General features: G+C 42.7%; 22 protein-coding genes and 1 rRNA gene. 13 read left to right on the top strand and 10 right to left on the bottom strand.

Annotated features, from left to right (window positions below; translation table 11 throughout):
* Positions 1–35: 35 nt before the first annotated feature.
* Positions 36–1454: a TrkH family potassium uptake protein gene (locus T426_RS0103245; protein ID WP_036985355.1), complete on the top strand. Its 1419-nt coding sequence runs from the start codon at positions 36–38 to the stop codon at positions 1452–1454.
* 10 nt (positions 1455–1464) lie between these two features.
* On the opposite strand, the gene T426_RS0103240 is transcribed toward T426_RS0103245, so the two are convergent.
* Positions 1465–2079, bottom strand: coding sequence for an L-threonylcarbamoyladenylate synthase (locus T426_RS0103240; RefSeq protein WP_025864088.1), 615 nt, complete (start codon positions 2077–2079; stop codon positions 1465–1467).
* Between the two features lie 101 nt (positions 2080–2180).
* Here T426_RS0103240 and T426_RS22595 point away from each other — a divergent pair, with 101 nt between their 5' ends.
* The 5 genes from T426_RS22595 (at position 2181) to T426_RS0103215 (ending at position 6229) form a co-directional block, all read left to right on the top strand.
* Positions 2181–3614 carry an MATE family efflux transporter gene (locus T426_RS22595; RefSeq protein WP_211253551.1) on the top strand — a complete coding sequence of 478 codons (1434 nt, stop codon included), beginning with the start codon at positions 2181–2183 and terminating at the stop codon, positions 3612–3614.
* Positions 3615–3617: 3 nt separating this feature from the next.
* The gene (gene mnmC2 / locus T426_RS0103230) at positions 3618–4283 is read left to right on the top strand and encodes a tRNA (5-methylaminomethyl-2-thiouridine)(34)-methyltransferase MnmC2 (protein ID WP_027585274.1); all 666 of its coding nucleotides are present in this window, start codon (positions 3618–3620) and stop codon (positions 4281–4283) included.
* Between the two features lie 87 nt (positions 4284–4370).
* Positions 4371–4985 (top strand): BamJ family beta-barrel-assembly machinery protein, encoded by a 615-nt coding sequence (gene bamJ, locus T426_RS0103225; protein WP_025864087.1) that lies wholly within the window; start codon positions 4371–4373, stop codon positions 4983–4985.
* Positions 4986–5039: 54 nt separating this feature from the next.
* On the top strand, positions 5040–5741 hold the full coding sequence (bamJ, locus tag T426_RS0103220) for a BamJ family beta-barrel-assembly machinery protein (protein WP_036984424.1): 702 nt from the start codon (positions 5040–5042) through the stop codon (positions 5739–5741).
* A gap of 125 nt (positions 5742–5866) precedes the next feature.
* Positions 5867–6229, top strand: coding sequence for a DUF3127 domain-containing protein (locus tag T426_RS0103215; protein ID WP_025864085.1), 363 nt, complete (start codon positions 5867–5869; stop codon positions 6227–6229).
* A 34-nt stretch (positions 6230–6263) separates the two neighbouring features.
* Here the strand turns inward: T426_RS0103215 and T426_RS0103210 are convergent, their stop codons facing one another.
* Both T426_RS0103210 and T426_RS0103205 read right to left on the bottom strand, forming a co-directional pair.
* A complete protein-coding gene (locus T426_RS0103210; RefSeq protein WP_025864084.1) occupies positions 6264–6767 on the bottom strand; it encodes an Lrp/AsnC ligand binding domain-containing protein in 504 nt (167 codons plus the stop codon).
* A gap of 200 nt (positions 6768–6967) precedes the next feature.
* The gene (locus tag T426_RS0103205) at positions 6968–8239 is read right to left on the bottom strand and encodes a mechanosensitive ion channel family protein (protein ID WP_025864083.1); all 1272 of its coding nucleotides are present in this window, start codon (positions 8237–8239) and stop codon (positions 6968–6970) included.
* A gap of 72 nt (positions 8240–8311) precedes the next feature.
* On the opposite strand from T426_RS0103205, the gene T426_RS0103200 reads away from it, so the two are divergent.
* Positions 8312–9589 carry a M64 family metallopeptidase gene (locus T426_RS0103200; protein WP_025864082.1) on the top strand — a complete coding sequence of 426 codons (1278 nt, stop codon included), beginning with the start codon at positions 8312–8314 and terminating at the stop codon, positions 9587–9589.
* A gap of 80 nt (positions 9590–9669) precedes the next feature.
* On the opposite strand, the gene T426_RS0103195 is transcribed toward T426_RS0103200, so the two are convergent.
* On the bottom strand, positions 9670–10011 hold the full coding sequence (locus T426_RS0103195) for a DUF6249 domain-containing protein (protein WP_025864081.1): 342 nt from the start codon (positions 10009–10011) through the stop codon (positions 9670–9672).
* Between the two features lie 205 nt (positions 10012–10216).
* Here T426_RS0103195 and T426_RS0103190 point away from each other — a divergent pair, with 205 nt between their 5' ends.
* The 4 genes from T426_RS0103190 to T426_RS0103175 all read left to right on the top strand — a co-directional run bounded on the left by T426_RS0103190 (position 10217) and on the right by T426_RS0103175 (position 12846).
* A complete protein-coding gene (locus tag T426_RS0103190; RefSeq protein ID WP_025864080.1) occupies positions 10217–10795 on the top strand; it encodes an RNA polymerase sigma factor in 579 nt (192 codons plus the stop codon).
* Positions 10792–11196: a hypothetical protein gene (locus T426_RS0103185; protein ID WP_025864079.1), complete on the top strand. Its 405-nt coding sequence runs from the start codon at positions 10792–10794 to the stop codon at positions 11194–11196. Before T426_RS0103190 ends, T426_RS0103185 begins: the two co-directional genes overlap by 4 nt.
* A gap of 517 nt (positions 11197–11713) precedes the next feature.
* Entirely contained in the window at positions 11714–12193 is a 480-nt protein-coding gene (locus T426_RS0103180) for a hypothetical protein (protein WP_025864078.1), read from the top strand.
* 116 nt (positions 12194–12309) lie between these two features.
* Complete coding sequence (locus T426_RS0103175; RefSeq protein ID WP_025864077.1) at positions 12310–12846, top strand: nitroreductase family protein; 537 nt, start codon at positions 12310–12312, stop codon at positions 12844–12846.
* Between the two features lie 69 nt (positions 12847–12915).
* Here T426_RS0103175 and T426_RS0103170 read toward each other — a convergent pair whose 3' ends face one another.
* A complete protein-coding gene (locus tag T426_RS0103170; protein WP_025864076.1) occupies positions 12916–14112 on the bottom strand; it encodes a transglutaminase-like domain-containing protein in 1197 nt (398 codons plus the stop codon).
* Between the two features lie 337 nt (positions 14113–14449).
* Here T426_RS0103170 and T426_RS0103165 point away from each other — a divergent pair, with 337 nt between their 5' ends.
* Positions 14450–14926 (top strand): Lrp/AsnC family transcriptional regulator, encoded by a 477-nt coding sequence (locus tag T426_RS0103165; protein WP_027585270.1) that lies wholly within the window; start codon positions 14450–14452, stop codon positions 14924–14926.
* Here the strand turns inward: T426_RS0103165 and rlmB are convergent.
* Both rlmB and T426_RS0103155 read right to left on the bottom strand, forming a co-directional pair.
* Positions 14917–15702, bottom strand: coding sequence for a 23S rRNA (guanosine(2251)-2'-O)-methyltransferase RlmB (rlmB, locus tag T426_RS0103160; RefSeq protein WP_051568925.1), 786 nt, complete (start codon positions 15700–15702; stop codon positions 14917–14919). The genes T426_RS0103165 and rlmB overlap by 10 nt on opposite strands.
* Entirely contained in the window at positions 15678–17630 is a 1953-nt protein-coding gene (locus T426_RS0103155) for an ABC-F family ATP-binding cassette domain-containing protein (protein ID WP_025864074.1), read from the bottom strand. Before T426_RS0103155 ends, rlmB begins: the two co-directional genes overlap by 25 nt.
* 204 nt (positions 17631–17834) lie before the next feature.
* Between T426_RS0103155 and rlmD the strand changes: the two genes are divergently transcribed.
* A complete protein-coding gene (rlmD, locus tag T426_RS0103150) occupies positions 17835–19250 on the top strand; it encodes a 23S rRNA (uracil(1939)-C(5))-methyltransferase RlmD (RefSeq protein ID WP_027585268.1) in 1416 nt (471 codons plus the stop codon).
* Positions 19251–19342: 92 nt separating this feature from the next.
* Here rlmD and T426_RS0103145 read toward each other — a convergent pair whose 3' ends face one another.
* The 3 genes from T426_RS0103145 to rrf form a co-directional block, all read right to left on the bottom strand.
* Positions 19343–20836 carry an IMP dehydrogenase gene (locus T426_RS0103145; RefSeq protein WP_027585267.1) on the bottom strand — a complete coding sequence of 498 codons (1494 nt, stop codon included), beginning with the start codon at positions 20834–20836 and terminating at the stop codon, positions 19343–19345.
* A 145-nt stretch (positions 20837–20981) separates the two neighbouring features.
* Positions 20982–23300 (bottom strand): tetratricopeptide repeat-containing sensor histidine kinase, encoded by a 2319-nt coding sequence (locus T426_RS0103140; RefSeq protein ID WP_025864073.1) that lies wholly within the window; start codon positions 23298–23300, stop codon positions 20982–20984.
* Positions 23301–23777: 477 nt separating this feature from the next.
* Positions 23778–23888, bottom strand: a 5S ribosomal RNA gene (gene rrf, locus T426_RS0103135).
* Between the last annotated feature and the right edge of the window lie 86 nt (positions 23889–23974).

Raw genomic sequence — 23974 nt, 5'->3', positions numbered from 1 at the left:
ATTCTGTGTTTAACTTCAAGGTCATCGTAAAAATAATGGGACTGCTTCTCGTGGTAGAAGCGGCGGCCATGATTCTGGCACTACTCGTGGCAATTGGATACGGTGGACCCGATGTAAATTCATTTCTCTACTCAATTGGAATTACAGCCGTATCCGGAGGTATTCTTTTTCTACTCGGAAGAAAAAGCTCAAATAATATCGCCAAGCGTGATGGCTATATCATCGTTACGTTAACCTGGATTGTATTTTCCCTGTTCGGAAGCCTGCCTTTCATGATGGGAGGTTTTATTCCCTCATTTACCAACGCTTTTTTTGAAACCATGTCGGGATTTACCACGACAGGGTCATCCATTCTGACGGATATTGAAGCACTTCCTCACGGGATATTGTTTTGGCGTAGTATGACGCAATGGTTAGGCGGTATGGGAATCATTGTTCTTTCGCTCGCAATTCTTCCGGCCTTAGGAATCGGAGGAATGCAGCTGTTTGTTGCTGAAGTTCCCGGCCCAACACCAGACAAGCTACATCCGCGAATCAAGCAGACAGCCAAGCGCCTGTGGGGCATCTACGTGCTCTTTACCGTTCTGGAAACCATTTTGCTCTACATCGGGAAAATGCCGCTATTCGATGCGGTTTGCCACTCCTTCACGACCATGGCAACGGGAGGTTACTCGACTAAGCAAGCCAGCATCGCATTCTTCACATCGCCATACATTCAATATGTTATAACCATATTTATGTTTCTGGCAGGTACTAACTTTACACTGTCATATCTTGCCCTTAACGGGAAACTGAAAAAGGCATGGGCAAATGAAGAATTCAGGTGGTACGGATTCTTTGTTTTATTCTTCACGGCAATCATCACGCTGGGATTGATGCGAAATACCAATACCGGTTTTGAACTTTCATTCAGGGAATCACTCTTTCAGGTAGTATCCATCATCACAACGACAGGTTATGCTACTGCCGATTACCTGAAATGGCCGGCGATCATGACGGTGTTTCTTTTTTCACTTTTCTTCTTCGGAGGTTCGGCCGGATCGACGGGAGGTAGTATCAAAATTGTACGAATTGTACTCCTTCTGAAAAACAGCTGGTACGAACTGCGCCGATTGATTCACCCAAATGCCGTTATTCCTGTTCGATTCAATCAACGAACGGTTTCCGATCAGATTATGCTGAACGTTCTGGCTTTCTTTATGATTTACGTATTGGTCTTTTTCGGAAGTGTAGTCGTTTACACATTCATCGAACCCGATTTAAGTTCGGCTATTGGCGCTGTAGCAACCAGTTTGGGTAATATCGGCCCCGGCTTGGGTAATGTGGGACCGGCGGAAAATTTCTATCACGTGCCAGCTTTCGGCAAATGGTTTCTTTCGTTCCTGATGCTACTCGGACGTTTGGAGCTCTTCACCATTCTGATTCTGTTCACTCCTTCATTCTGGAGAAATTAAGCCAAAAGAATTACTCGAGTAGTTCGCCTTTCCCCTGCCGAATAATTTGTGGAACATCGCCGGTACAATCCACGACCGTCGAGGGAACATTATCACCATATCCACCGTCGATAACCAAATCAATCAAATCGCCGAACTTCTCTTCAATCAATTCGGGGTCTGTGGTATACTCCAGAATTTCATCCTCATCACGCACCGAAGTCGACATAACCGGATTTCCCAATTCACGAACGATTTCGCGAATGATATTATTATCAGGGACCCTTACGCCAACGCTCTTCTTCCGGTTCTTAAACATTTTCGGTACCTGGCTATTGGCCTGAATAATAAAGGTAAACGGACCCGGAAGATTTTTTTTCATTAGCTTGAAAACCGGGTTGGGGATCGGCTTGCTAAAATCGGATATATGACTCAAATCATGACAAATAAATGAAAAATCAGCTTTTTCCGGTTTCATATTTTTTAGTCGAGCTACCCGCTCAACTGCCTTGGGTTGTGTAATGTCGCAACCAATACCATAAATTGTATCGGTTGGATAAACAATGACCCCACCGTTTCGCAACACATCAACCACGGTCAGAATATCTTTCTGATTCGGATTCTCATCATAAATGCGTATCAACATAGCTTACCTGCTTTATGTCGGAGCAATATCCGGCAAGATTGCCTAAAATTAATTTTTTCAAACTAAATTCGCCCGCGATTAATATTAAAAGATTTACAGCTTTGAAGCAGTCAACTGATCTGACATACGGACATATACCACAACAGATAATTAAGCTATCAGTTCCCATTATGGGCACATCTTTCATTCAGATGGCCTACAGCATGATCGATATGATTTGGTTGGGACGCGTAGGTAGTGATGCGGTAGCCGCTGTCGGCGCAGCTACGTTCTTCACCTGGCTCGGTATTTCGCTGATGCTGATAACCCGAACAGGAGCTGAAGTAGGTGTTTCGCAATCACTCGGGTCCGGAGACAATAAAAGGGCTATCTCATTTGCCCAACAATCGCTTACCGGAGCGTTAGTACTGGCAATTTTGTATGGGATTTTAACCTATATTTTTGCCCCCGGACTAATCGGTTTTTTTAAGTTGACGAACACAGATGTCAATCATAACGCTGTTTCTTATCTCCGAATTATTTCGGCCGGCTCCCTCCTCTATTACAGCAATCCGACTTTTTCCGGCGTATTCAACGGGGCTGGCAATTCCAAACTACCATTCCGGATTAACTCCATTGGGTTAATGCTGAATATTGTTGCCGATCCGCTCCTTATTTTTGGCGTTGGCCCCATTCCGCAAATGGGTTCTGATGGCGCAGCCTATGCAACCGTTGCCTCACAGGGGCTGGTGTTGTTATTGTTTATCATTCGAATAAAAAGAGGAAAGTCGCCATTAAAAAAGGCCAGCATTCTTTCCCGCTTGGATCTTCCGTACATGCGGAAAATTTTCAAACTGGGTTTGCCGGTCGCTATGCAAAGCATTCTGTTCGCCATTTTCGCCATGATTCTGGCCCGCATTGTTGGACGTTGGGGAGCACTTCCTATTGCCGTACAGAGTGTTGGCGCGCAAATTGAGGCACTAAGCTGGATGACTGCCAGTGGATTTGCCACGGCTCTGGGCGCTTTTGTCGGGCAAAATTTTGGTGCAGCAAAATGGGAACGCATTTACAAAGGATTCCTCATTACGGTTGGACTTAGCAGTGTCGTTGGCTTTATTGTCGGCATTCTTTTTGTCGGTTTCGGCCAACAGGTATTTGGCATCTTCATCCCCGAACCCGACGCCATCCAAATGGGAGGTAAGTATCTTGAGATTCTGGGCTACTCACAAATATTCATGTGTATGGAAATTGCCACATCCGGAGCATTTAACGGAATCGGACGTACCATGCCCCCTTCGATTATTGGAATTACGTTAACCGGAATGCGAATTCCCCTCGCCTTAGTGCTGGCACTCGGCACATCACTAGGATTGTTGGGTGTATGGTGGAGTCTGTCTTTAACGTCCATCTTAAAGGGTATCATTCTTTTTGTCTGGTTCTACCGGCTGGCTACCAAGCATCCCGATAATTTAGCCATGCAAGGACGACCGTTGCAGTTTATTCGCCTGATTCCAAACCGCATCAGACAACAATTTCTTGGAATAAAAACCAAATAATCAATGAGACGGCAAATATTGAAAACGGAAGACGGTTCGCATACCCTGTATGTTCCCGCAATAGATGAGCATTACCACTCCATTCACGGAGCCAGGCAGGAATCGATGCACGTTTTTATTGAAGCCGGATTAAATGCCCATCCCGGGAAAGAACTGACCATTTTTGAAGTAGGTTTTGGTACCGGACTGAATGCTTTTCTTACTGCCCTGGAAAGTAAGCGTCAACAAAAAAAGATCGCCTACTATGCCATCGAAAAATTTCCCCTACGGGAAGAAGAATGGAAAAGCCTGAATACTGAAAAGGATACATATAATCAAGAAAGCCAGCTTTTTACCCAACTCCATAATTATCAATGGGAAAAGCTTACCAATATTGATGACAAATTTCAGCTACAGAAAATAGAAGGCGATTTAACCGACTTCAGTTTCCAGGCACTTCCTCCAATTGATTTGGTCTATTTCGACGCCTTTGCGCCCGACAAGCAACCACAACTTTGGTCCCCCGAAATATTTGTTGCCATTTTCAATCATATGGCTCACGGCGGAATACTTGTTACCTACAGTGCCAAAGGCGCAGTCAGGCGAACCATGCAATCAGCAGGTTTTCAGATGGAAAGAATTCCCGGACCTCCGGGAAAAAGAGAAATGCTCAGGGGAAGAAAGCCCTGATTATCTTTTGCTTTTTTTAACAGCTAGCCAAAGGACTCCTCATCGAAAAAGTATATCTTCGCAAGACATAAAAAGCTCAATATTATTATGTCAAAAAAGGAGTTAAACTCACAAGTAGAAAAATTTAGTTATTCCATTGGTTTAAGTGTTGCAAGCAATCTAATCGGGTCGGGAATCAAAACGATTGATGCCGAAGCTTTTAATATGGCTATTGAAGATGCATATGAAGGACAGATGCCGAAAATAAGTGCTGACGAAGCCAATCAGATAATCCAGGAATATATCAGCCGGGTTCAGGATAAAGAGAAAGACGAAAACCTGAACGCAGGAAAAACATATTTAGAAGAAAATAAAAAGAAGCAGCACGTCGAAGAACTTCCCAGCGGGATGCAGTTTGAGGTGATGGTTCAGGGAGACGGCGAGTTGCCTTCCGCTTCTGATAACGTAAAATGTCACTATCACGGAACATTAATTGACGGTACCGTGTTCGATAGTTCCGTTCAGCGGGGCGAACCGGCTCAGTTTCCGGTAAACGGCGTCATCCAGGGATGGCAGGAAGCTCTTCAGCTCATGCCGGTAGGTTCGAAGTGGAAACTGTTTATTCCGCCGCACCTTGCTTATGGTGAAAATGGTGCAGGTGGTGTAATTGGTCCCAATGCAACCTTAATTTTTGAAGTAGAATTACTGGAGATTGTAAAATAATCAAAAGCTTAATTATAAAGTCTTTGCACTAAAATTCTTAACATTTTAACAACTATGAAAATTTTCAAAATTGCACTTATCCTTGTTGCCGCAGTATTGGTGATGGCATCATGCAATCAGCAGGCAAGCCGCAATGTTACGCTTAAAACGGCTGCTGACTCTGCCAGTTACGCCATTGGTGTCGACCTGGGAAACAACATCAAAAACAATCTGAAAAATACTCCGGGTGGTGTAAAGCTTGATTCAAGTGTTATGCTGGCTGGATTTGAAGATATGCTGATGGAAAATGACCTGAAAATACCCGCAGAAAAAGGACGGACTATCATTCAGGCTTTCTTCACCAAAATTCAGGATCAGGTAGCTCAGCAAAACCTGGAAAAAGGACAGAAATTTCTGGAAGAAAACGCGAAGAACGACAGCGTAAAAACAACTGACAGCGGACTGCAGTACAAAGTCATCAAGCAAGGTAACGGTGCGGTTCCGAAAGCAGGACAAAAAGTAAAAGTAGACTACACCGGAAAAACGATTGACGGAAAAGTATTCGACAGCTCTATCGAGCGCGGCAAACCGGTTACTTTCCAGGTTGACCGTGTCATTAAAGGATGGACAGAAGCTTTAGAGATGATGCCTGTTGGTTCTGAGTGGATGCTTTATATCCCTGCTGATTTGGCTTACGGTAAGCGCGGTGCAGGTAAAGATATCGGTCCTAATTCGACCCTGATTTTTGAAGTTCACCTTTTAGGAATTGAAAAATAATCCCAATTGATGGGCTGATATTGGCCCTGAAAAAGGAACACAATCAGGACTCGGAACGGCAGACGCTCTTCCGGGTCTTGCTTTTTTCAACCGATAAACAAACGTTACTTAAAAGAAACCAGATTATGAGTTTTAAAGTGAAGGGACAGATTGAGCAGTTGCTTCCGGTTGTGACAGGTACCAGTAACAGAGGAGAATGGCGGAAACAGGAATTTGTCATTCAGACCGATGAGCAATACCCCAAAAAGATTTGCTTTACCTTATTCAACGACAAAATTAATTTGTTGGAAGGCTTCAATGCCAACATGGAAGTGGAAGTGTCGTTTAGTGTGGAGTCAAGAGAATATAATGGAAGATGGTTCCATAATGTGAATGCCTATCGTATCGATAAGGCGAATGCTGAACCGGAAGGATTCAATCCGCCACCGTTTAACGAGAATGATATCCCTCCGGAAGCGGAGGATGATGGTGGCGATTTACCATTCTAAAAAAAACTCCCGGTTGATGAGCCGGGAGTTTTTTTTATTTTATTGGAATTTGCCTTTTAAATTCCTGCTCTAACGAGATAAAGGTCTCCGTTCGGGAAATTCCATCGATAGCCTGAAGATCGGTATCGATAATCTTTTTCAGGTGCTTATTCGTTTTGGTCTGTATCTTAATAAAAATTGCATACTGACCCGTCGTATGATGACACTCTACAATTTCTGAGATTTCGCGCAATTGCTTCACAACTTTTCTATCGTAGCTTGCTTTTTCGAGATATATCCCCATATAAGCACAAGTGTTGTATCCAAGCTTTTGCGGGCTCACAATAAATTCAGAACCGGTAACTACACCCAAATTCAACAGGCGCTGAACACGTTGGTGAATAGCAGCGCCGGAAACACCACACTCACGGGCCACTTCCAAAAATGGAATACGGGCATTGGTGGTGATGAGCTTCAATATTTTCCTATCCAAATCATCTATTTGGATGATCTGCTCCTGAAACTCCTCTTCATTTTCTGCATTATACTTTTTTACCATACTTTCAATTTGTCACAAAAATGGCTATTTTTTTTATATATTAAAAGAGTCAATGTTATAAAACATCAGCCAGTATCAAGCAATAAACCGACATTGAAAAATGTCCGGCAGTCAGCCCTGTATGCCGTTATTAATGAATCCAACACGAGGTCGTTAACATGCATTAAAAGGTTTTATAACGGACTGCAAACATACGAAATTCAGGCTTCATTATTGTTTACTTGCTTCAGATTGCGAAAATCTTCGCCGGAAGGATTCTGAAAAACCCGTAACCCGAATTCAGGCAGCACAGCCAGAATGTGATCGAAGATATCTGCCTGCAATTCTTCATAGTTCGCCCAGCGCTGATCTTTACTAAATACGTATATCTCAACAGGAATTCCTTTCTCAGTGGGCTGCAAATGGCGAACCAGGAATGTCATCTCATCATGCACCAATGGATGGTCATGTAAATAGGCTTCCAGATACTTGCGGAAAATTCCGAGATTGGTTTGTCTCCTACCGGAAACATAATCACGCTCATCAAGCTGCTTTGCTTTATTGTACTCGCGAACTTCTTCCTCTTTTTTTTCTACATATTCTCTGATAAGGGAAAATTTCCGAAGGTGCTCCAGCAATTCGGTATCAGCAAAACGCACCGTCGTCATATCGATATTAATCGAGCGCTTGATCCGCCGTCCACCAGATTCTTCCATGCCAATCCAGTTGGTCATCGATCCTGAAACGAGGGCATATGTGGGAATCGTCGTTATGGTCTTATCCCAGTTCTGCACTTTCACCGATGTGAGCGAAATATCTTCGACCGTTCCATCGGCGTTGTACGAAGGTAAGGAAATCCAGTCGCCAGGCTTCACCATTTTATTGGCAGCCAACTGAATACTGGCAATAAAACCAAGAATGGGATCTTTAAATACGAACAGCAACACAGCGGCCATAGCTCCCAGACCCGTAAACAACTTACCAGGATCTTTAGAGATGAGGACTGAAACAAGGAATATACCACCAACGAAGTACAGCAAAAGCTTCATCAGCTGAATGTACCCCTTTATTGGCCGGGCCTTGGAGAATGGATATGTTTGATAAATATCGAGTGATGAGTTCAGCAACCGGTTAAAGACGGAAATGAGGATAATAATCAAATAGACCTTGGCCAATCCGGAAAGCGCTTCAGCCATCCACGCAATATCGTCCCCGGCAAAGTGTGCCGCCCACCGGATAATTAAAACCGGAGCGACATGCGCCAGCACGTTAAAAACCCGGTTTTTAAACAAGATATCGTCCCACTCAAAACGAGTGCGTTTTACAATTTTGGAAAATATTCCCCGCAATGCAGACCTCAAAATCAGATGGGAAATACCAGAAACAGCTGCAATACTGAGGAGAACGACAACAGCTGCAAACAGGATTGCCATTTGCTCATTTTGAGAGAAGTCGAGAAAAAGATTCTTTATCCAGGTATAATATGTTGACATTTTTATGGTTTTAAATAAAAAAGGTTGATTAATTTTCCGTCCAAGAAAACAAAAATAAACAAAGATACCTTCATGAAAAACATCCTTGTAAACTTACTTTTCATATTACTGCCTTTTTCGGGTATTGCGTCTCCCCGGTTTGGTCAATATTTCACGGAAGGCGCTCTTCGCTTCGATTATTTACTGGCAGGCAACAACAAAACCGTTCATGTTTTTCCGGCTGCCACCAAAAGAGAAAAATTCTGGAGTGGTTCACACGATTACCTGGTCGACACACTAAACTTAGGAGCTTACCGCTACAGGGTATTCGACAAAAACAGCGGCAAATTGATTTTTAGCCGGGGATTTGCCCCGCTTTTCCAGGAATGGCAAACCACACCTGAAGCAAAAAAGCAAGAACGCTCATTTTACCAGGTGCTTCGCTTTCCGTTTCCTCAAAACGAGGTAAAACTTGAAATCGATCAACGGAACTGGGACGGTAAATTTGTTTCTGTTTTTCAAACCGATATCAATCCGAAAAATTATTTCATCATTAATGAAACGCCTCAAAAAGAGAAAGTAGTCGATGTTTTGAATTCGGGTAAACCGGAAAACCATGTAGATATTGCCATTCTGGCTGAAGGCTACACTGCTGACCAAATGGACAAGTTTGTGCGTGATGCCACCCGTCTGACTGATTATCTCTTCACTGTATCACCATTTTCGGAAAACAAGAACAAATTCAATGTGTATGCCGTGGAAACGCCATCGGTTGAATCGGGAACAGATATTCCCGGACAACATGTATACAAAAACACAGCTTTTAATACGACCTTTTACACTTTCGGTGTGCCCCGTTATTTAACTACGACGGATATGAAGTCGGTTAGTGATGCCGCGGCATGCGTCCCGTACGACCAGATAATTGTTCTGGTCAATTCTGTAAAATACGGTGGCGGCGGATTTTATAATTTCGTTAATGTTTGCACGGCCGACCACAACCTGTCAAACCTGGTTTTCGTCCACGAATTTGGACATGGATTTGCCGGGCTTGGAGACGAATATTACACATCGACGGTAGCTTACGAAGATTACTACAATCTGAAAGTGGAACCATGGGAACCCAACCTGACCACATTGGTTGATTTTGGGAAAAAATGGAAAGACATGGTAGCTCCCTCTACGCCAATTCCTACACCTCGTACTCCTGAATACAATAATAAAGTAGGTGCTTTCGAAGGTGGAGGCTACATGAGTAAAGGAGTGTACAGCCCCTACGAAGACTGCCGGATGAAATCCAACGAAGCATCAGGTTTTTGTCCTGTTTGCAAAAGAGCCATCATTCGGACCATTGATACGTATACGAAGTAACCTCTCAGCGAAGGAAATAAAAAAAGGGTTGCAGATTGCTGCAGCCCTTTTTCTTGTCCATCAACAGATTATGCCCACACTTATTCAGTCTTTTGTCGTTTCTTCTCAATCAAATGGACAATAATAAGTGACAAGCCGCCGAAAAGGAATATCATTGAAGGATACGAAACTCCTTCATCCAGAATATCAGCTGAAGCAAAAGCCGACCCGAGAATAATTCCGACTGCAATACCGACCATAAACATTCCCCACTTAAAAATATTGGAAATACGATCGGGATCTTGGAACAAAGAAGCATCTGCTCCCTTCTCAATCATCGCCAGACGCTCACGGTTACGTGTAGTGTAATACACGTAAAGAATTCCGAACAACATGACAAAAAAGCCAATCGGAACTAATATTGATACAACAAATGGTGCCATAATTTCTATTTTTTAGTTCAACTTTCTGTCCCTTTGACGCCAGATGATTACAACCGGTTACAAATCAAACTCATTTTTTCGCCATGAAGATTTTATTCTTACGACAGATACAACGCAACATCTTATACATTTTTGGAGTCTTTATTGTAAATTTATTCGTTAGCGTGTAACGAATCAACGTTGGCCATCGTCTAATAAGTCAGAAATGGTAACCAACAAAGACGAATATTACATCCGGGAAATTTTAAATGGCGACCCGGGTTCGTTTTCTCACCTGGTTGAAAAGTACAAAGATTTAGCTTTTCATGTATCTCTGAAGATACTGATCAACAGAGAAGAGGCAGAGGAAGCGGCACAGGACGCCTTTATAAAAGCCTATCGTGCTTTGCCCTCGTTTAAAGGTGGCGCTGCATTCAAAACGTGGTTTTACCGGATTGTATATAACACAGCCATTTCACGACTCCGTTCATCACAAAATAAAAGAGATGTTAGCCTGGAAGACGTGCGAATCACCGATCATGAGGTAGAACAAACAGAAACTGCATTCGGTCGTTTAAGTTCCGAAGAACGGCAACGTTACCTTCAGGAAGCGCTGAACAAAATGAATCCTGAAGACCGCAGTCTGCTGATGATGTTTTACTTTGATGAGCTTTCGGTAGTTGAAATAACCGAAATCACCAGTATGACCGAGTCGAATGTAAAGGTGAAACTTCACCGGGGACGTAAGAAGCTTTTCGAGTTATTAAAGGGTATATTGAAGGACGAGATAATTTCGATATTATGAGCGCAAACGACAAATTACAGGATTGGTTCCGCGAAATGCCGGATGAAAAGGCATCCGATGATTTCAGCCGGAAAGTGATGCAGGGAATTATGGCAGAGTGGTCAAAAAATCCTACAACGTACAAGCCAATCATCAGTCGAAAAGCCTGGTGGATTGTAGGAATATTTTTCGTCCTATTGACCATCGTGCTATTTATGCTGAAGAATGCAATGGGAGTTTCTGATTCCACTATTGCAACACAAAATGTTGCCGGGGTGAATCTGGAATATGTGTGGTCGTTTATTGCCAGCTTTTTTGAGAAATTAAATAACATTTCGCCTGCAGTAGGGGTCGGTGCGCTAAGTATTATTGCCTTATGGTTTTTTGATCAGCTCTATACACGCATGGCTCGTCACAATTAAACTTTTACCATCCATCATACAAGCAGAATCCTTCATTTCAAAATGAAGGATTTTTTGTTTCCTAATGTTAAACAGCGCCCCTGACATTTTAAATATCGATCGATAAATTAGCAAAAATGCCTATTTTGCTTTCAATTCGTAACAAAAAATTGAATTGTTTCGATTTCCATCAAGAGAAAAGTCTGTTATTCCATATTTGTAATACATGTTCATATATTGATTTATTGGATATTACAGCAATATATCGCCATTTTCATGCTGCACAACATATAACTTTCAATCTGTTACCCAAAAGAACAAATTGAAATGTAACCGAAATTAAAAATCCATCGAATACTTCCAAGAAATCAAAAACCTGAACTACCTAATTTAAAAGATAAAGTAGACACATTTTCGTAATGCACACAGACCGAATTTTACCTTTCAAAAAGCAATGACGGAATGCAAAAAAAGTAGTTGATTTGTATCGTTAATTACAATTTAAAACTAGTTAAACAGATAAAAAAAATTCGAGGTCATGAAAAACTTGAAACAATATTTCGCAATTACAATCATGGCATTGGTTATATCACTCTTCAGCAGTACAACATTTGCCATTGGTAATGAAAACAGCAACGATTTAAATGATTTTAAAATCACAGCTGTTGAAAATATGGGAACCAGCCATACCGACGTATGGAACCTGGAGTATTCCAATTCAGCCAACAGTATTAAAATTGTAAAATCGGTTGAGAAAGGTGTAACTCAGTACATTGTTCGCGGTAAATTCCTCGAAGTACGTTATGTATCTTCAAAGAAGGGTTTTGGTGCGCGCCTGATTAAAAATTCTGAAGCTCACGTACCCAGTGCCATTCGCGACAACGTTATTAACCTGGATGCAGTGAAACAACAACGCATCATTAGCTCTGAACCTGTAAACGACCAAACAGCGCTCAGTCTCATTGCAGCATACCTGCCTGAGTTGGTTAACAACAATTATAAGCACATTTTACAGTAAGTATCCACACAAGGTTAAACGATGTAAAGCCTTCCGGTTTCGGGAGGCTTTTTTTATGTGCCGAAGGAATACACAATTGTAAGAAAGGTTATAATTTTGCTGAAAATAAAATGTCTATGATTGACCTTCTCTACCACCGTCGCAGCACGAGAAAATTTCTCGACAAACCGGTTGAAGTTGACAAAGTTAAACAACTCATAACCGCCGGCTTACTGGCCCCTTCTTCCAAGAATAATCGTCCTTGGGAGTTTTTAATTGTTGATGAGCCGGAGAAACTCAAAGTATTGTCATATTCCAGACACTATGGCTCTTCTTTTCTGGCCAATACCCCATTAGCCATTATTGTTTTAGGTTCTCCGGAAAAGAGCGATGTATGGGTGGAAGATTGCTCCCTTGCCTCGCTGCTCATTCAACTGGAAGCTGAATCCATGGGACTGGGTTCTTGCTGGGTTCAGATTAGAAGCCGTTCGCATGATGAAGAACTTAGTGCATCTGAATACCTGAGGCGTCATTTCGATATTCCGGCCGACAAGGAAGTTCTCTCAATTATTGGAGTTGGCTACAAAGAACAAGAACGAAGGCCACGAACCGAGCAAGATTTGGTATGGGACAAAGTGAGAAGGAATAGTTACGATTCGAAAATGAAATTCTGAAAAAAGAATTCCGGAAATAGAAAAGAGAAGCCCACACGGACTTCTCTTTTTTATTTCGAACCAATTAATTTACTGATAAAGGCGCAATATTTCTTCGTCGTTATCACCCGTTGTGATTGTCTTGTTCTTCAACTCGCCATTTTTTCCCTTATACTCGAACTGGTAACTTGTTGCTTTCTTCAGACGAAAAGGCAAAAGGCGGTTCAAATCATCCGTAGGTGACGGAGAAAATCCAAAATCAACCTTCTCGCCATTTTGGGTAACAGTCACCTTCTCGTGTACCCGGCTATTGCTATCGTCCGCTGCAGCTGATGAATCTTTCAGAACGACCACCTTCACCCACAATTCGTTGTCGCCCAATTGTTCATCGGTAAGTTGTTTCCTATACAGGTCAATATAACGCTGAGTTACATCAACTCCGTGTACATAATTGGCCTGTTCATCCCAAACCAGCGGATATTTCTTCCCGGTAGGTTTATAAGATGTAGCATAGATGCAATGTTCGGGCTTTTCAGGATCAGCTTTTCCGGCATCGGCCAAAAACCAGCTCTTATTCAGCGCATCCATATAATATTCGGTAAAGTACCATTTCCCATCGATCCAAACTTCCACCCAGGTATGATTTCCCCGCATATTGGTCCACATGGGCGTACCGGCAATGCGTGCAGGAATTCCAACCGACCGAAAAGCATCGACAAGCAGAATCGATAGACCAGTACAGGTTGCCATACCCTGTTGAATGGATTCATAAGGCGCCTGATCGACTTTCTTGCGCTTGGTGTTGTATTCCACCTTTAGGATATCCTTTACATGGCGATTTACGCTGTCAACGGCAGCCCGCATATTGGGGGCTTCTTTAACCAACGGAGTAAACCATTTGAAAAAATCGGCCCGCCAACATTCTCTCTTTTCGGAAAGAACGGCATAGGGTAAAACTTCATTATAAAAAATAGAATCGGGTAACGCAGCACACCATTTAAATTTATCGCGTGCCTCAAAAGCTTTATCCACATCTTCTATCAAAAACTCGGCTGAAAGGCTTTTTAGATCACGTTCGGGCATGTACCCGATTAAAAAAGCCATCGCTGGCTTTTCGTCATGACTGGCATCTTCCAGTGCAATCTTCAGTTCTTTTCGGTTATCGTCCGCCTTCCGTAACGCTTTACGGACAAGCTGCGTCTCCTGTCGGCTCAGGTCACGATGCCACGAATCATGGCAGGAAGTAATAAAACCGGCAATTAATAGGATGGTTAGTATTCGATACATCGATATGTTTAACTAAATAATATTTACACGAATTAAGATATTTTTACTTGCCTCGCAAAATATTTGATAAAGCAATAATATTCTGGTTATCAGAAGAGCTTAATTCATATTGAATCCAAATTTACACAACAACTTTCCCCTCAAGGTAATTATTTTCGTAACCGGAAAGAACCAGAAATAAATGTTGCCCTCGCTACCACTGTCTTTCAACCGAAATTAAATACCGCCTTTTACTGACAAAAAGTTAAGAATTGTTACAAATGGAGATAAAGATGAATTGTTTATTGAAGATTTATAAACATTTATCTTATTTTTGGAAAAGGAAAAATTTGCGACCATGACACATAAACACCATCTCGACGAAATCGATCTGAAAATTCTGGATATCATCAGTCAGAATGCCCGTATACCCTTTAAAGATGTTGCTTCGGAGTGCGGAATTTCGCGTGCTGCGGTGCATCAACGAGTCAACCGGATGATTGAGATGAAGGTCATCACCGGTTCAGGATACAACATCGATCCGAAAAAAGTGGATTACCATACCTGCACCTACATTGGAATTTTTCTGGACAAAGGTGAACTGTATCACAAGGTTGCCCGGGAATTGATGTCAATTCGTGAAATTGTTGAATGCCATTATACTACAGGACAATACGCGATTTTTGCCAAGGTTTATGCCAAAAATAATGAGCATTTAAAAGAAATTCTGAACGACCAGATTCAGCGAATTTCAGGAATCTCGAGTACAGAAACCTTTATTTCGTTAGAAGAGACGTTCAACCGGCAGGTTCCCATTTATAAAAATCAGGAATGAGCCTGTATGCGTTGACGAACGGCTTCGAAAATTAATACCGAAGCGGCCACTGAAACGTTCAGCGACGCAATCTGTCCAAATTGCGGAATTTTCACCCACTCATTAGCTAATTTCAGTAATTCGGACTCAATTCCTTTATCCTCGGCCCCCATCACAATGGCGGTAGGTTCCCGCATGGAAGTTTCGAAGTAATTTTTCTCTCCTTTTTCAGTTGCCGCCAGAACATGCAAACCGCTCTCCCTTAGAAAAATAATAGTATCTGAAAGACTCTTCACCCGGCAAACCGGAATAATATTCAAGGCACCGGCAGAAGTTTTCAGTGCATCAGCATTAATCTGGGCTGCTCCTTTTTCAGGAATAACAATGGCGTGCGCACCGGCAACTTCAGCCGAACGGGCTATCGCACCAAAATTCCGCACATCGGAAATTTTATCGAGCACCAGCACCAAAGGAACTTCACCCTTCTCATAAATTCCGGGAATCACATTTTCAATCTTCTGATAGGTGATTGGAGAAAGAAATGCCACAACACCCTGATGATTCTTCCGCGTAATCCGGTCGATGCGCTCTATCGGAACATTCTGAACAGGAATATCCATCTGGCGGACCAACGTGAAAAGCTCACGTGACAATTCATTGGAAAGGCCTTTCCTTACCAGGATTTTCTCTATTTCCTTACCGGCCTTAATCGCCTCAATGACAGATCGTGTTCCAAATACGAAGCTGCTTTTATCAATCGGGGCGCGATGCCTTACCACGTTTTTTTTGCGTTCCATTCTTCCAGTTCCTCCGTTGTTTCTCCCCATTCCTCCATCTTCTTATCCAACTCTTTCTTTTTCAGGGAATATTTTTCGAGCAATTGCTCCATATCTTCACTATCAGGATTGGCTAATCGCCCGTCCATTTCTTCAATTTCTGTTTCCAGTGAGGTAATTTTCGCCTCTGTTTCGTTCAGATGTTTTTCCAGTCGGGAGATGGTTCGATTAACCTCTTTGCGCTCCTCGTAGTTGAGCTCGGGCCCGTCGTTTTGTTTTTCTTCCTTTTCAACGACTTGCTCAACCGGCTGGTTATTTTTCCGCTCCAACTCTTTCAAAGAATCCATCTTTTTCCGGCGAAGGAACTCATAAATACCACCCAAATGTTGTTTTGCTTTCTTATCACGAAATTCGTAAACCACATCAACCAATCCATCCAAAAATTCACGGTCGTGCGAAACCAGCAACAGCGTCCCGTCATAATCCTGAAGCGCTTGCTTCAAAATATCCTTCGAATGCATATCCAGGTGGTTGGTCGGCTCATCGAGTACCAGGAAATTAACTGGTTCAAGCAGCAAGCGAATCATCGCCAAACGGGACCGCTCTCCACCGGAAAGCACTTTTACTTTTTTATCTACATCTTCGCCGCTAAACATGAATGCTCCGAGAATATCACGGATTTTGGTCCGAACATCGCCGACAGCAATCCGGTCGATGGTATCGAACGCCGTAGCACTCTCATCCAACAACGAAGCTTGGTTCTGTGCAAAGTACCCGATTTTTACATTGTGACCTAATTTAGCGTAACCATCAAATTCGAGCTCCTGCATGATGATTCGCGCCAACGTGGTCTTTCCTTCGCCGTTCTTCCCAACGAAAGCAACACGATTGCCTCGCTCGATGGTCAAATCAATATCATTCAGCACCAGGTTATCACCATAGCTTTTGCTCATCTGTTTCGCTTCAAAAACTACATTTCCGGAACGAGGAGATGGTGGAAACTTGATATTCAACGAACGGACATCTTCTTCGTCAATTTCAATGCGATCAACCTTTTCCAGTTGTTTGATCCGCGACTGAACCTGAACCGCTTTCGTTGCCTTGTAGCGAAAACGTTCGATGAATTCTTCCGTATCCTGAATCATTTTTTGTTGATTGCGGTAAGCAGCCATCTGCTGTTCACGGCGTTCTTTGCGCAATTCAACATATTTCGAGTAACTAACTTTGTAATCGTATACCTGACCAAGTGAAATTTCGACCGTCCGGTTAGTTACATTATCGAGAAATGCCCGGTCGTGCGAAACCAACACAACTGCTCCGGCGTAATCTTTCAGGAAATTCTCCAGCCACTGAATCGATTCGATATCCAGGTGGTTGGTCGGCTCATCGAGCAGGAAAACATCCGGCTTAGCCAATAGAATTTTAGCCAGCTCGATACGCATTCGCCAACCTCCGGAAAACTCGGTTGTCTGTCGATTGAAATCAGAACGTTTGAATCCAAGACCAACCAGGGTTTGCTCAATATCGGCATGAAAATTACCACCACCCAACAACTGAAAACGGTCATTGGCTTCGGTAACCTCATCAATTATTTTGTGATAAGCCTCCGATTCATAATCTTCGCGGGTAGCCAGTTGATGATTCAGATACTCGATTCGCTTTTCCAGTGCTACAATTTCGTCAAAAGCAGCAACAGCCTCTTCCATCACTGTTCGACCATCGGCGGTAATCATGTGCTGTGGTAAATAACCAACGCGTACATCACGAGGTGAAACTACCCGGCCCGAACTTGGTTGCAACTGTCCGGAAAAGATTTTCAGCAGGGTCGATTTACCTGCACCATTTCGTCCGACAAGACCAATGCGGTCACGCGGATTCACGATGAAACTTATCTGCTTGAATAATTCAAATCCACCAAACTCGAGGTGTAAATCTTCAACTGAAATCATAAAACACTACTCCTTCTAAAATTGGGACAAAGATAACAGAAATTACAGGGGGAGACCACTGGTTTCATCCGATTATCAGCGTTGGTTCTCATTCTTTTCCAGCACCGAATTACAGACTTTCAATCAATCAATTCCGCCAGCCAAAACCAACGTTTTCCGTACAAGATGAATTTATATCTTTGGGGAAATTAAAAACAGAAGATTTTGGGCAGAAGAAAAAAACCGCTTCCCCTATTCGAAAGGGTAACCATTGCGGATGTAGGAGCTGAAGGAAAGGCCGTTGCCAAGGTAGATGATGTTGTTATTTTCACCACGCATGTGGTTCCCGGCGACATAGTTGATTTGCAAGTATTCCGGAAAAAGCGCCGGTTTATGGAGGCAAGGGTTGTGAACATTCATAAATATTCTTCCGAACGAACCGATGCATTTTGCCAGCATTTTGGCACCTGCGGCGGTTGTAAATGGCAATATTTACCCTATGACAAACAACTTTTCTACAAAGAAAAACAGGTAACAGAACAGCTGCGACGTATCGGGCATTTGGAGCTGCCTGAAATTACGCCCATCAAGGGTTCGGACAAAACGACCTTTTACCGGAACAAACTGGAGTTTACCTTTTCGAATAAACGCTGGCTTACGCAGGACGAAATTGATACAGAAAAGACCTTCGAGAACATGAATGCGCTGGGATTTCACATTCCCGGAATGTTCGACAAGGTGCTCGACATTGAAAAATGCTGGCTTCAGACTGAATCTTCGAACGACATACGGAACGAAATCAGAGCGTATGCATTGAAAAATAATCTTTCATTCTTCGATATCCGAAATCAGGAAGGCTTTCTGCGCAACCTGATTATCCGAACCGCCAGCACAGGTGAACTCATGGTTATTGTTTCCTTCTTCCACGAAAGTGAAGAGGAACGAATTAGTTTGCTGGAACATGTAAAAACGAAATTCCCGGAAATCACATCGCTGATGTATGTGATTAACGAGAAAGCCAACGACACCATCACCGACCAGGAAATCATCTGTTTTTCCGGACGCGACCACATCTTCGAAGAAATGGAAGGGCTACAGTTCAAAATCGGTCCCAAGTCGTTCTACCAAACCAACTCAGAGCAGGCTTACGAACTATACAAAATTGCACGTGAATATGCTTCCCTCACGGGAGATGAAGTGGTTTATGACCTCTACACCGGAACCGGAACCATCGCCAATTTTGTAGCCGGGAAAGCAAAAAAAGTGGTAGGAATCGAATATGTACCCGAAGCCATCGAGGATGCGAAAGTCAATTCGGAATTGAATGATATTAAGAATACGTCCTTTTTTGCTGGCGACATGAAAGCCATTCTTACGCCGGAGTTCGTCGAAGAAAACGGACAACCGGATGTCATCATCACCGACCCGCCGCGTGCAGGAATGCACGATGATGTGGTGAAAGTGATGCTCCAGGCGGCACCAAAGAAGATTGTTTACGTAAGTTGCAATCCAGCCACGCAAGCGCGTGATTTAACCCTACTCGATGAAGGCTACCGGATAGTGAAAGTTCAGCCGGTTGATATGTTCCCCCACACGCATCATGTGGAAAACGTTGTATTACTGGAAAGAAGGGAAAACTAAGCAGATAATTTCCGCTTTGCGAAATAAAATAAAAAACGCCGGTTGGAAGCACGAACTTCCCGACCGGCGTTTTTTCGTATATCGCTAAATTATTACGATTGGTCTTTCAAAATCACATCGTGCGCTCCACCTTCCACAATACTGGTCGATGAAACCAATGTCACTTTACCATTTTCCTGCAACTCTTTAACGGATAAAACACCGCAGCTGCACATGGTCGACTTAATCTTTCCGAGCGTAATGTCCAGGTTATCCTTCAGTTTTCCGGCATACGGCACGTAGCTGTCAACACCTTCCTCGAACTTCAGGTTTTCGCTGCCGCCCATGTCGTAGCGTTGCCAGTTCCGGGCACGGTTTGAACCTTCGCCCCAATACTCCTTCACATAGTTGTTACCAACTTTCAGTTTCCGGGTCGGACTTTCGTCGAAACGAGCGAAGTAGCGTCCCATCATCAGGAAGTCAGCTCCCATCGCTAACGCTAGTACCATATGATAATCGTGCACAATACCACCGTCGCTGCTAATCGGAATATAAATACCGGTTTCCCTGAAATACTCATCGCGGGCTTCGGCCACCTCAATCAGAGCTGTAGCCTGTCCACGTCCAATACCTTTTGTCTCGCGGGTAATGCAAATAGAACCACCGCCGATTCCAACTTTTACAAAATCAGCACCGGCTTCCACCAGGTAACGGAAACCTTCTTTATCGACCACGTTTCCAGCACCCACTTTTACATCCTCGCCGTAAGTCTTTTTGATGTACTGAAGCGTTTCGCCCTGCCATTCCGAAAAACCGTCGGATGAATCGATACAGAGCACATCGGCACCAGCTTCAATCAATGCAGGAACCCTTTCTTTGAAATCGCGGGTGTTGATACCTGCACCGACCATCAACTTTTTGTTGATATCTGACAATTCGTTGGGATTCTCTTTGTGATCGTCATAATCCTTCCGGAAAACAAAGTATTGTAGTTTCCGGTTTTCGTCGATAATCGGGAGACTATTCAGTTTATTGTCCCAAATAATATCATTTGCTTCGTTTAGTGTAATCCCCAATTTCCCGACAACCAAATTGGTAAAAGGAGTCATAAAATCTTTTACCGGTTTATCGAGACTGTCTCTCGATATTCGGTAATCGCGTCCAGTCACAACCCCCATCAGCACACCGTTCGATGTGCCATCGTCGGTAATACCTACCGTAGAATGACCGGTTTTTCTCTTCAGTGCAATAATGTCAGCCAGGGTATGCTCCGGTGTGAGATTCGAATCGCTTACCACGAAACCAGACTTGAACTTCTTCACTCTCCGCACCATGTCAACCTGCGAATCGATGGGCTGAGAACCAAAAATGAAGGACAAACCACCATTTCGCGCCAGTTCAATGGCCAAATTATGGTCTGAAACCGATTGCATAATGGCTGAAACAAAGGGAACATTCAGTTCAAGAGATGGAGTTTCTCCTTTCCGGTACTTAACCAGTGGAGCTTTCAGGGAGACATTGTTGGGAGTACATTCTTTCGTCGTGAGTCCGGGAATCAGAAGGTACTCATTAAATGTCCGGGATACTTCATTAAAATACTGGGCCATATCGATTGGATTGTTGTTATTAGCACACCTTTTGCTTAAAAAATTTCGCAAAGGTAACCAGCCCAATTATAAAATACAAAATATCGGGAAGTTTTCGATAACGCCAAAGCGGACAATTTATTTTCAATATAAAATGCTAAGTCAACTACAAGGAAGTGGAACTGTCAGTTCGCTTAATCTCAATGTAAAAGGTCGAGCCTTTTCCAGGCTTACTTTCCAGCCATATTTTCCCGCCACTTTTTTCCACGAAGTTCCGGCAAAGTTTAAGTCCGAGTCCATTTCCACGCTCACCCCGAACGCCATTAGTCGTGAAATATTTTTCCTCGCTGAAGATTTTTGATTGATCCTCCGGTTTTATTCCAACTCCCGTATCGATCACATATAGAATAACATGCCCGTTAGTTTTCGAAACTCCCATTTCGATATACCCACCTGAAGGGGTAAATTTCAGAGCATTGGAAAACAGGTTACGAATGACCATCTTGAGCATTTGATAGTCGCTATATACAGTAGTTTCCGGTGAACAGGCATTCACCAGATTGATATTCATTTCGCGGGCATCCGGCTGGAAGAAAGTAATAATCTCATTCCCCAGATCATATACATTGATAGTGGTGTAATTGACTGTTGTCGTGTTCAGCTGTTGCCGGGTCCACGATAAGAGATCTTCCACCATATTCAAGGCACGGTCCGTCAACTGCATGTTGTCCCTGATAAGTTCGCGCTTTTCCTGTTCCGATAATTCATCCACTGAAAGTAATTCCAGAATATTATAAAGCGACATCATCGGACTTTTAATGTCGTGCGAAATAATGGAGATCAGTTTATTCTTAAAGGCATTTTCCTTTTCCAGTAAATTATTTTGCTCAGTTATCTCGTTGTTATTTATAATCAAAGCTTCGTTCAGACGCGATTTCAATCGGGAACGGTAATACAACAAAATAGCGATCAACAGAATACTAATAATTGTAATAATTGAAAATATGATTAATATTCGCTGTTGTTCAAGTTCCAAACTAACATTGGTCAATACCTGCTTATCCAATTGCTGCTGCTGCACCAGGAGCTTATTCGCCGTTTCCTTTTTCTGTAATTCATAAAGGAAAGCAAAATTACGTGTTGTCTTATTATTGATGGTATCCTGATACTGCGTGTTGTATTTACTGTATAAATCGTAAAACTTTAATGCCTGAGAAGCATTTCCTGCGTTACGATAATTATCGGCCAGTAACTTGGTTGCTTCAGGCAAAAGATTCAACATATTGTTTTCGGTAGCAAGTTGGAATGCCTCATTAGCAAACCTGGCGGCTAGATGAAATTTCTGATGAGCTTCATAATACTTTGCCATTTGCATTGTCCCTTCAGCCAACACATCATAAATATGAAACTTACGCGCCAGGGCAATGGATTTAGTCAGCTCTTTCAACGAACTCTCAGTCTTCCCCAGATTTCGCTGAATGAGGCCTAAATTCAGGTAGATAATGGAATGTAAATACGATTCACATTGTCCTGCAAGCAAAGCTTTTGCCTCGTTGGTATATTTTAATGCCTTCTCATTCTGATTATTTTCATAGTTCAAATTCCCAATATTAATCAAGGCCGCAGCCTGCATATTCCGGTAATTAAGGGAATCTGATAATTTTCTCACCTTCTGATAATACTCCATGGCAAGAGCATCGTTACCTAAATAAAGATAGATATTGGCCAGGTTGTTTAGTGGTTCCAGGTAGTATTCCCGGCTCTTCATCTTCTCTAGCGTATCAATAGCAGAGCGATAATACTGCAGCGCTATCGAATAACTCCCGCGGATATCATATGCTTTCCCCAGGTTATTGTACAAAACAGCCATGAATTTTTTATTATTCCTTTTCGTGGCAATCTCGAGAGCCTCTTTGAGATAATTAATACCTGTTTCAGAGTTATGCCGATCAATCATCGCATTTCCCAGGTTAATCATCGCCGGTAATGCTGCTACGGAATCATGGCGTAATTGTGCCAGATGCAAAGACTTGCTGTAGTAATAAAAGGCAGAATCGCGCCGTCCTTTTATTTGCATAATCTTGCCTTTGGCATTCAAAACAACCGCAAGTAATGAAGAGTCATTTAGTTGAATGGCATATGTCTCTGCAAGATTTGACAAGCTGTCTGACAGATGAATATTCCCCTTACTCACTTCCCGTCCCGCAATATGGGCCAATACCGCTACAGCCGAATCGGGATTAACCGCACCTATCGAATCAAGCTTTTGCAGTAATTTCGGCAAAATAACACGGGAAGAATCGTAAGCAGTGGTCAAATACCTGTCGTATTTTTTGACAAGCAGATGTAACTCTCCTGACGACTGTACCAGCTGTTGCTCTTTATCAGCTTTGCTCTGACAACCAGAAACAAATAGAAAAAGAACAATAATCAGGAGTTCAGTTACTGATAATGAATATATTGACTTATAGTATTTTCTGTCCAATAGTATTTAAATGTTTGTCCTTAGAATGCACTTTACAACCAATGTCCTTTCGAAGATATAATTCAATTACCTCTGATTCATACGTAACCAGAATGAGATAAAAGGAAAACGATAGTTAGTATGGATTTATTTCACTAAATGCATAGAAAATCCGGCCTATTTATTTAGTTCACTAATCATAAAATAGTTAGAAGATAGTTTGTTTTCATTCTACACTGTGACAGTGTATTTATTTAACCCTCGCCCCCGGGAGTTTGTGCAAAAAAACAATACTGCCTGAAACAAAAAAAGGCAGCCAATTGGCTACCTTCACACACAACACTCGTATCATTTCCGGTCGAACCGGAACTCACTAATCAATCCCATCAAAGCGTACAATATTTCCTTAATCTCTTCGCTTTTATCTGGTGTCTGTCTCCTAATATCTTTATCACACAAAAAAGCCCGACTCCAATACAGGAACCGGGCTTTGTGTAAAATAAGCGGCGACCTACTCTCCCACATTTCTGCAGTACCATCGGCGCTGGCGGGCTTAACTTCTCTGTTCGGAATGGGAAGAGGTGGGGCCCCGTCGCTATAGCCACCTAAAGTTTTCAGCTTGCTTTTCAGCTATACAATATCTTGTTGTAAAACAGTGCCAAGTATCAGCTTTTTAGTGTTTAGAAACTATTCTT

The sequence above is a fragment of the Prolixibacter bellariivorans ATCC BAA-1284 genome, assembly GCF_000621705.1.
In the GTDB taxonomy this organism is placed as follows: Bacteria; Bacteroidota; Bacteroidia; order Bacteroidales; family Prolixibacteraceae; genus Prolixibacter; species Prolixibacter bellariivorans.
The sequence above is the reverse complement of the archived record's forward strand: the minus strand, read 5'-3'. Positions and strand labels throughout refer to the sequence as shown.

Coding starts and splice junctions, on each gene's coding strand:
- T426_RS0103165 (WP_027585270.1), top strand. CDS start 14,450: ATGACACATAAACACCATCTCGACGAAATCGATCTGAAAATTCTGGAT.
- T426_RS0103185 (WP_025864079.1), top strand. CDS start 10,792: ATGAGCGCAAACGACAAATTACAGGATTGGTTCCGCGAAATGCCGGAT.
- T426_RS0103190 (WP_025864080.1), top strand. CDS start 10,217: ATGGTAACCAACAAAGACGAATATTACATCCGGGAAATTTTAAATGGC.
- T426_RS0103145 (WP_027585267.1), bottom strand. CDS start 20,836: ATGGCCCAGTATTTTAATGAAGTATCCCGGACATTTAATGAGTACCTT.
- T426_RS0103215 (WP_025864085.1), top strand. CDS start 5,867: ATGAGTTTTAAAGTGAAGGGACAGATTGAGCAGTTGCTTCCGGTTGTG.
- T426_RS0103205 (WP_025864083.1), bottom strand. CDS start 8,239: ATGTCAACATATTATACCTGGATAAAGAATCTTTTTCTCGACTTCTCT.
- T426_RS0103240 (WP_025864088.1), bottom strand. CDS start 2,079: ATGTTGATACGCATTTATGATGAGAATCCGAATCAGAAAGATATTCTG.
- T426_RS0103195 (WP_025864081.1), bottom strand. CDS start 10,011: ATGGCACCATTTGTTGTATCAATATTAGTTCCGATTGGCTTTTTTGTC.
- T426_RS0103155 (WP_025864074.1), bottom strand. CDS start 17,630: ATGATTTCAGTTGAAGATTTACACCTCGAGTTTGGTGGATTTGAATTA.
- T426_RS0103170 (WP_025864076.1), bottom strand. CDS start 14,112: ATGTATCGAATACTAACCATCCTATTAATTGCCGGTTTTATTACTTCC.
- T426_RS0103210 (WP_025864084.1), bottom strand. CDS start 6,767: ATGGTAAAAAAGTATAATGCAGAAAATGAAGAGGAGTTTCAGGAGCAG.
- rlmB (WP_051568925.1), bottom strand. CDS start 15,702: ATGGAACGCAAAAAAAACGTGGTAAGGCATCGCGCCCCGATTGATAAA.
- bamJ (WP_036984424.1), top strand. CDS start 5,040: ATGAAAATTTTCAAAATTGCACTTATCCTTGTTGCCGCAGTATTGGTG.
- bamJ (WP_025864087.1), top strand. CDS start 4,371: ATGTCAAAAAAGGAGTTAAACTCACAAGTAGAAAAATTTAGTTATTCC.
- mnmC2 (WP_027585274.1), top strand. CDS start 3,618: ATGAGACGGCAAATATTGAAAACGGAAGACGGTTCGCATACCCTGTAT.
- T426_RS0103200 (WP_025864082.1), top strand. CDS start 8,312: ATGAAAAACATCCTTGTAAACTTACTTTTCATATTACTGCCTTTTTCG.
- T426_RS0103175 (WP_025864077.1), top strand. CDS start 12,310: ATGATTGACCTTCTCTACCACCGTCGCAGCACGAGAAAATTTCTCGAC.
- T426_RS0103245 (WP_036985355.1), top strand. CDS start 36: ATGGGACTGCTTCTCGTGGTAGAAGCGGCGGCCATGATTCTGGCACTA.
- T426_RS0103180 (WP_025864078.1), top strand. CDS start 11,714: ATGAAAAACTTGAAACAATATTTCGCAATTACAATCATGGCATTGGTT.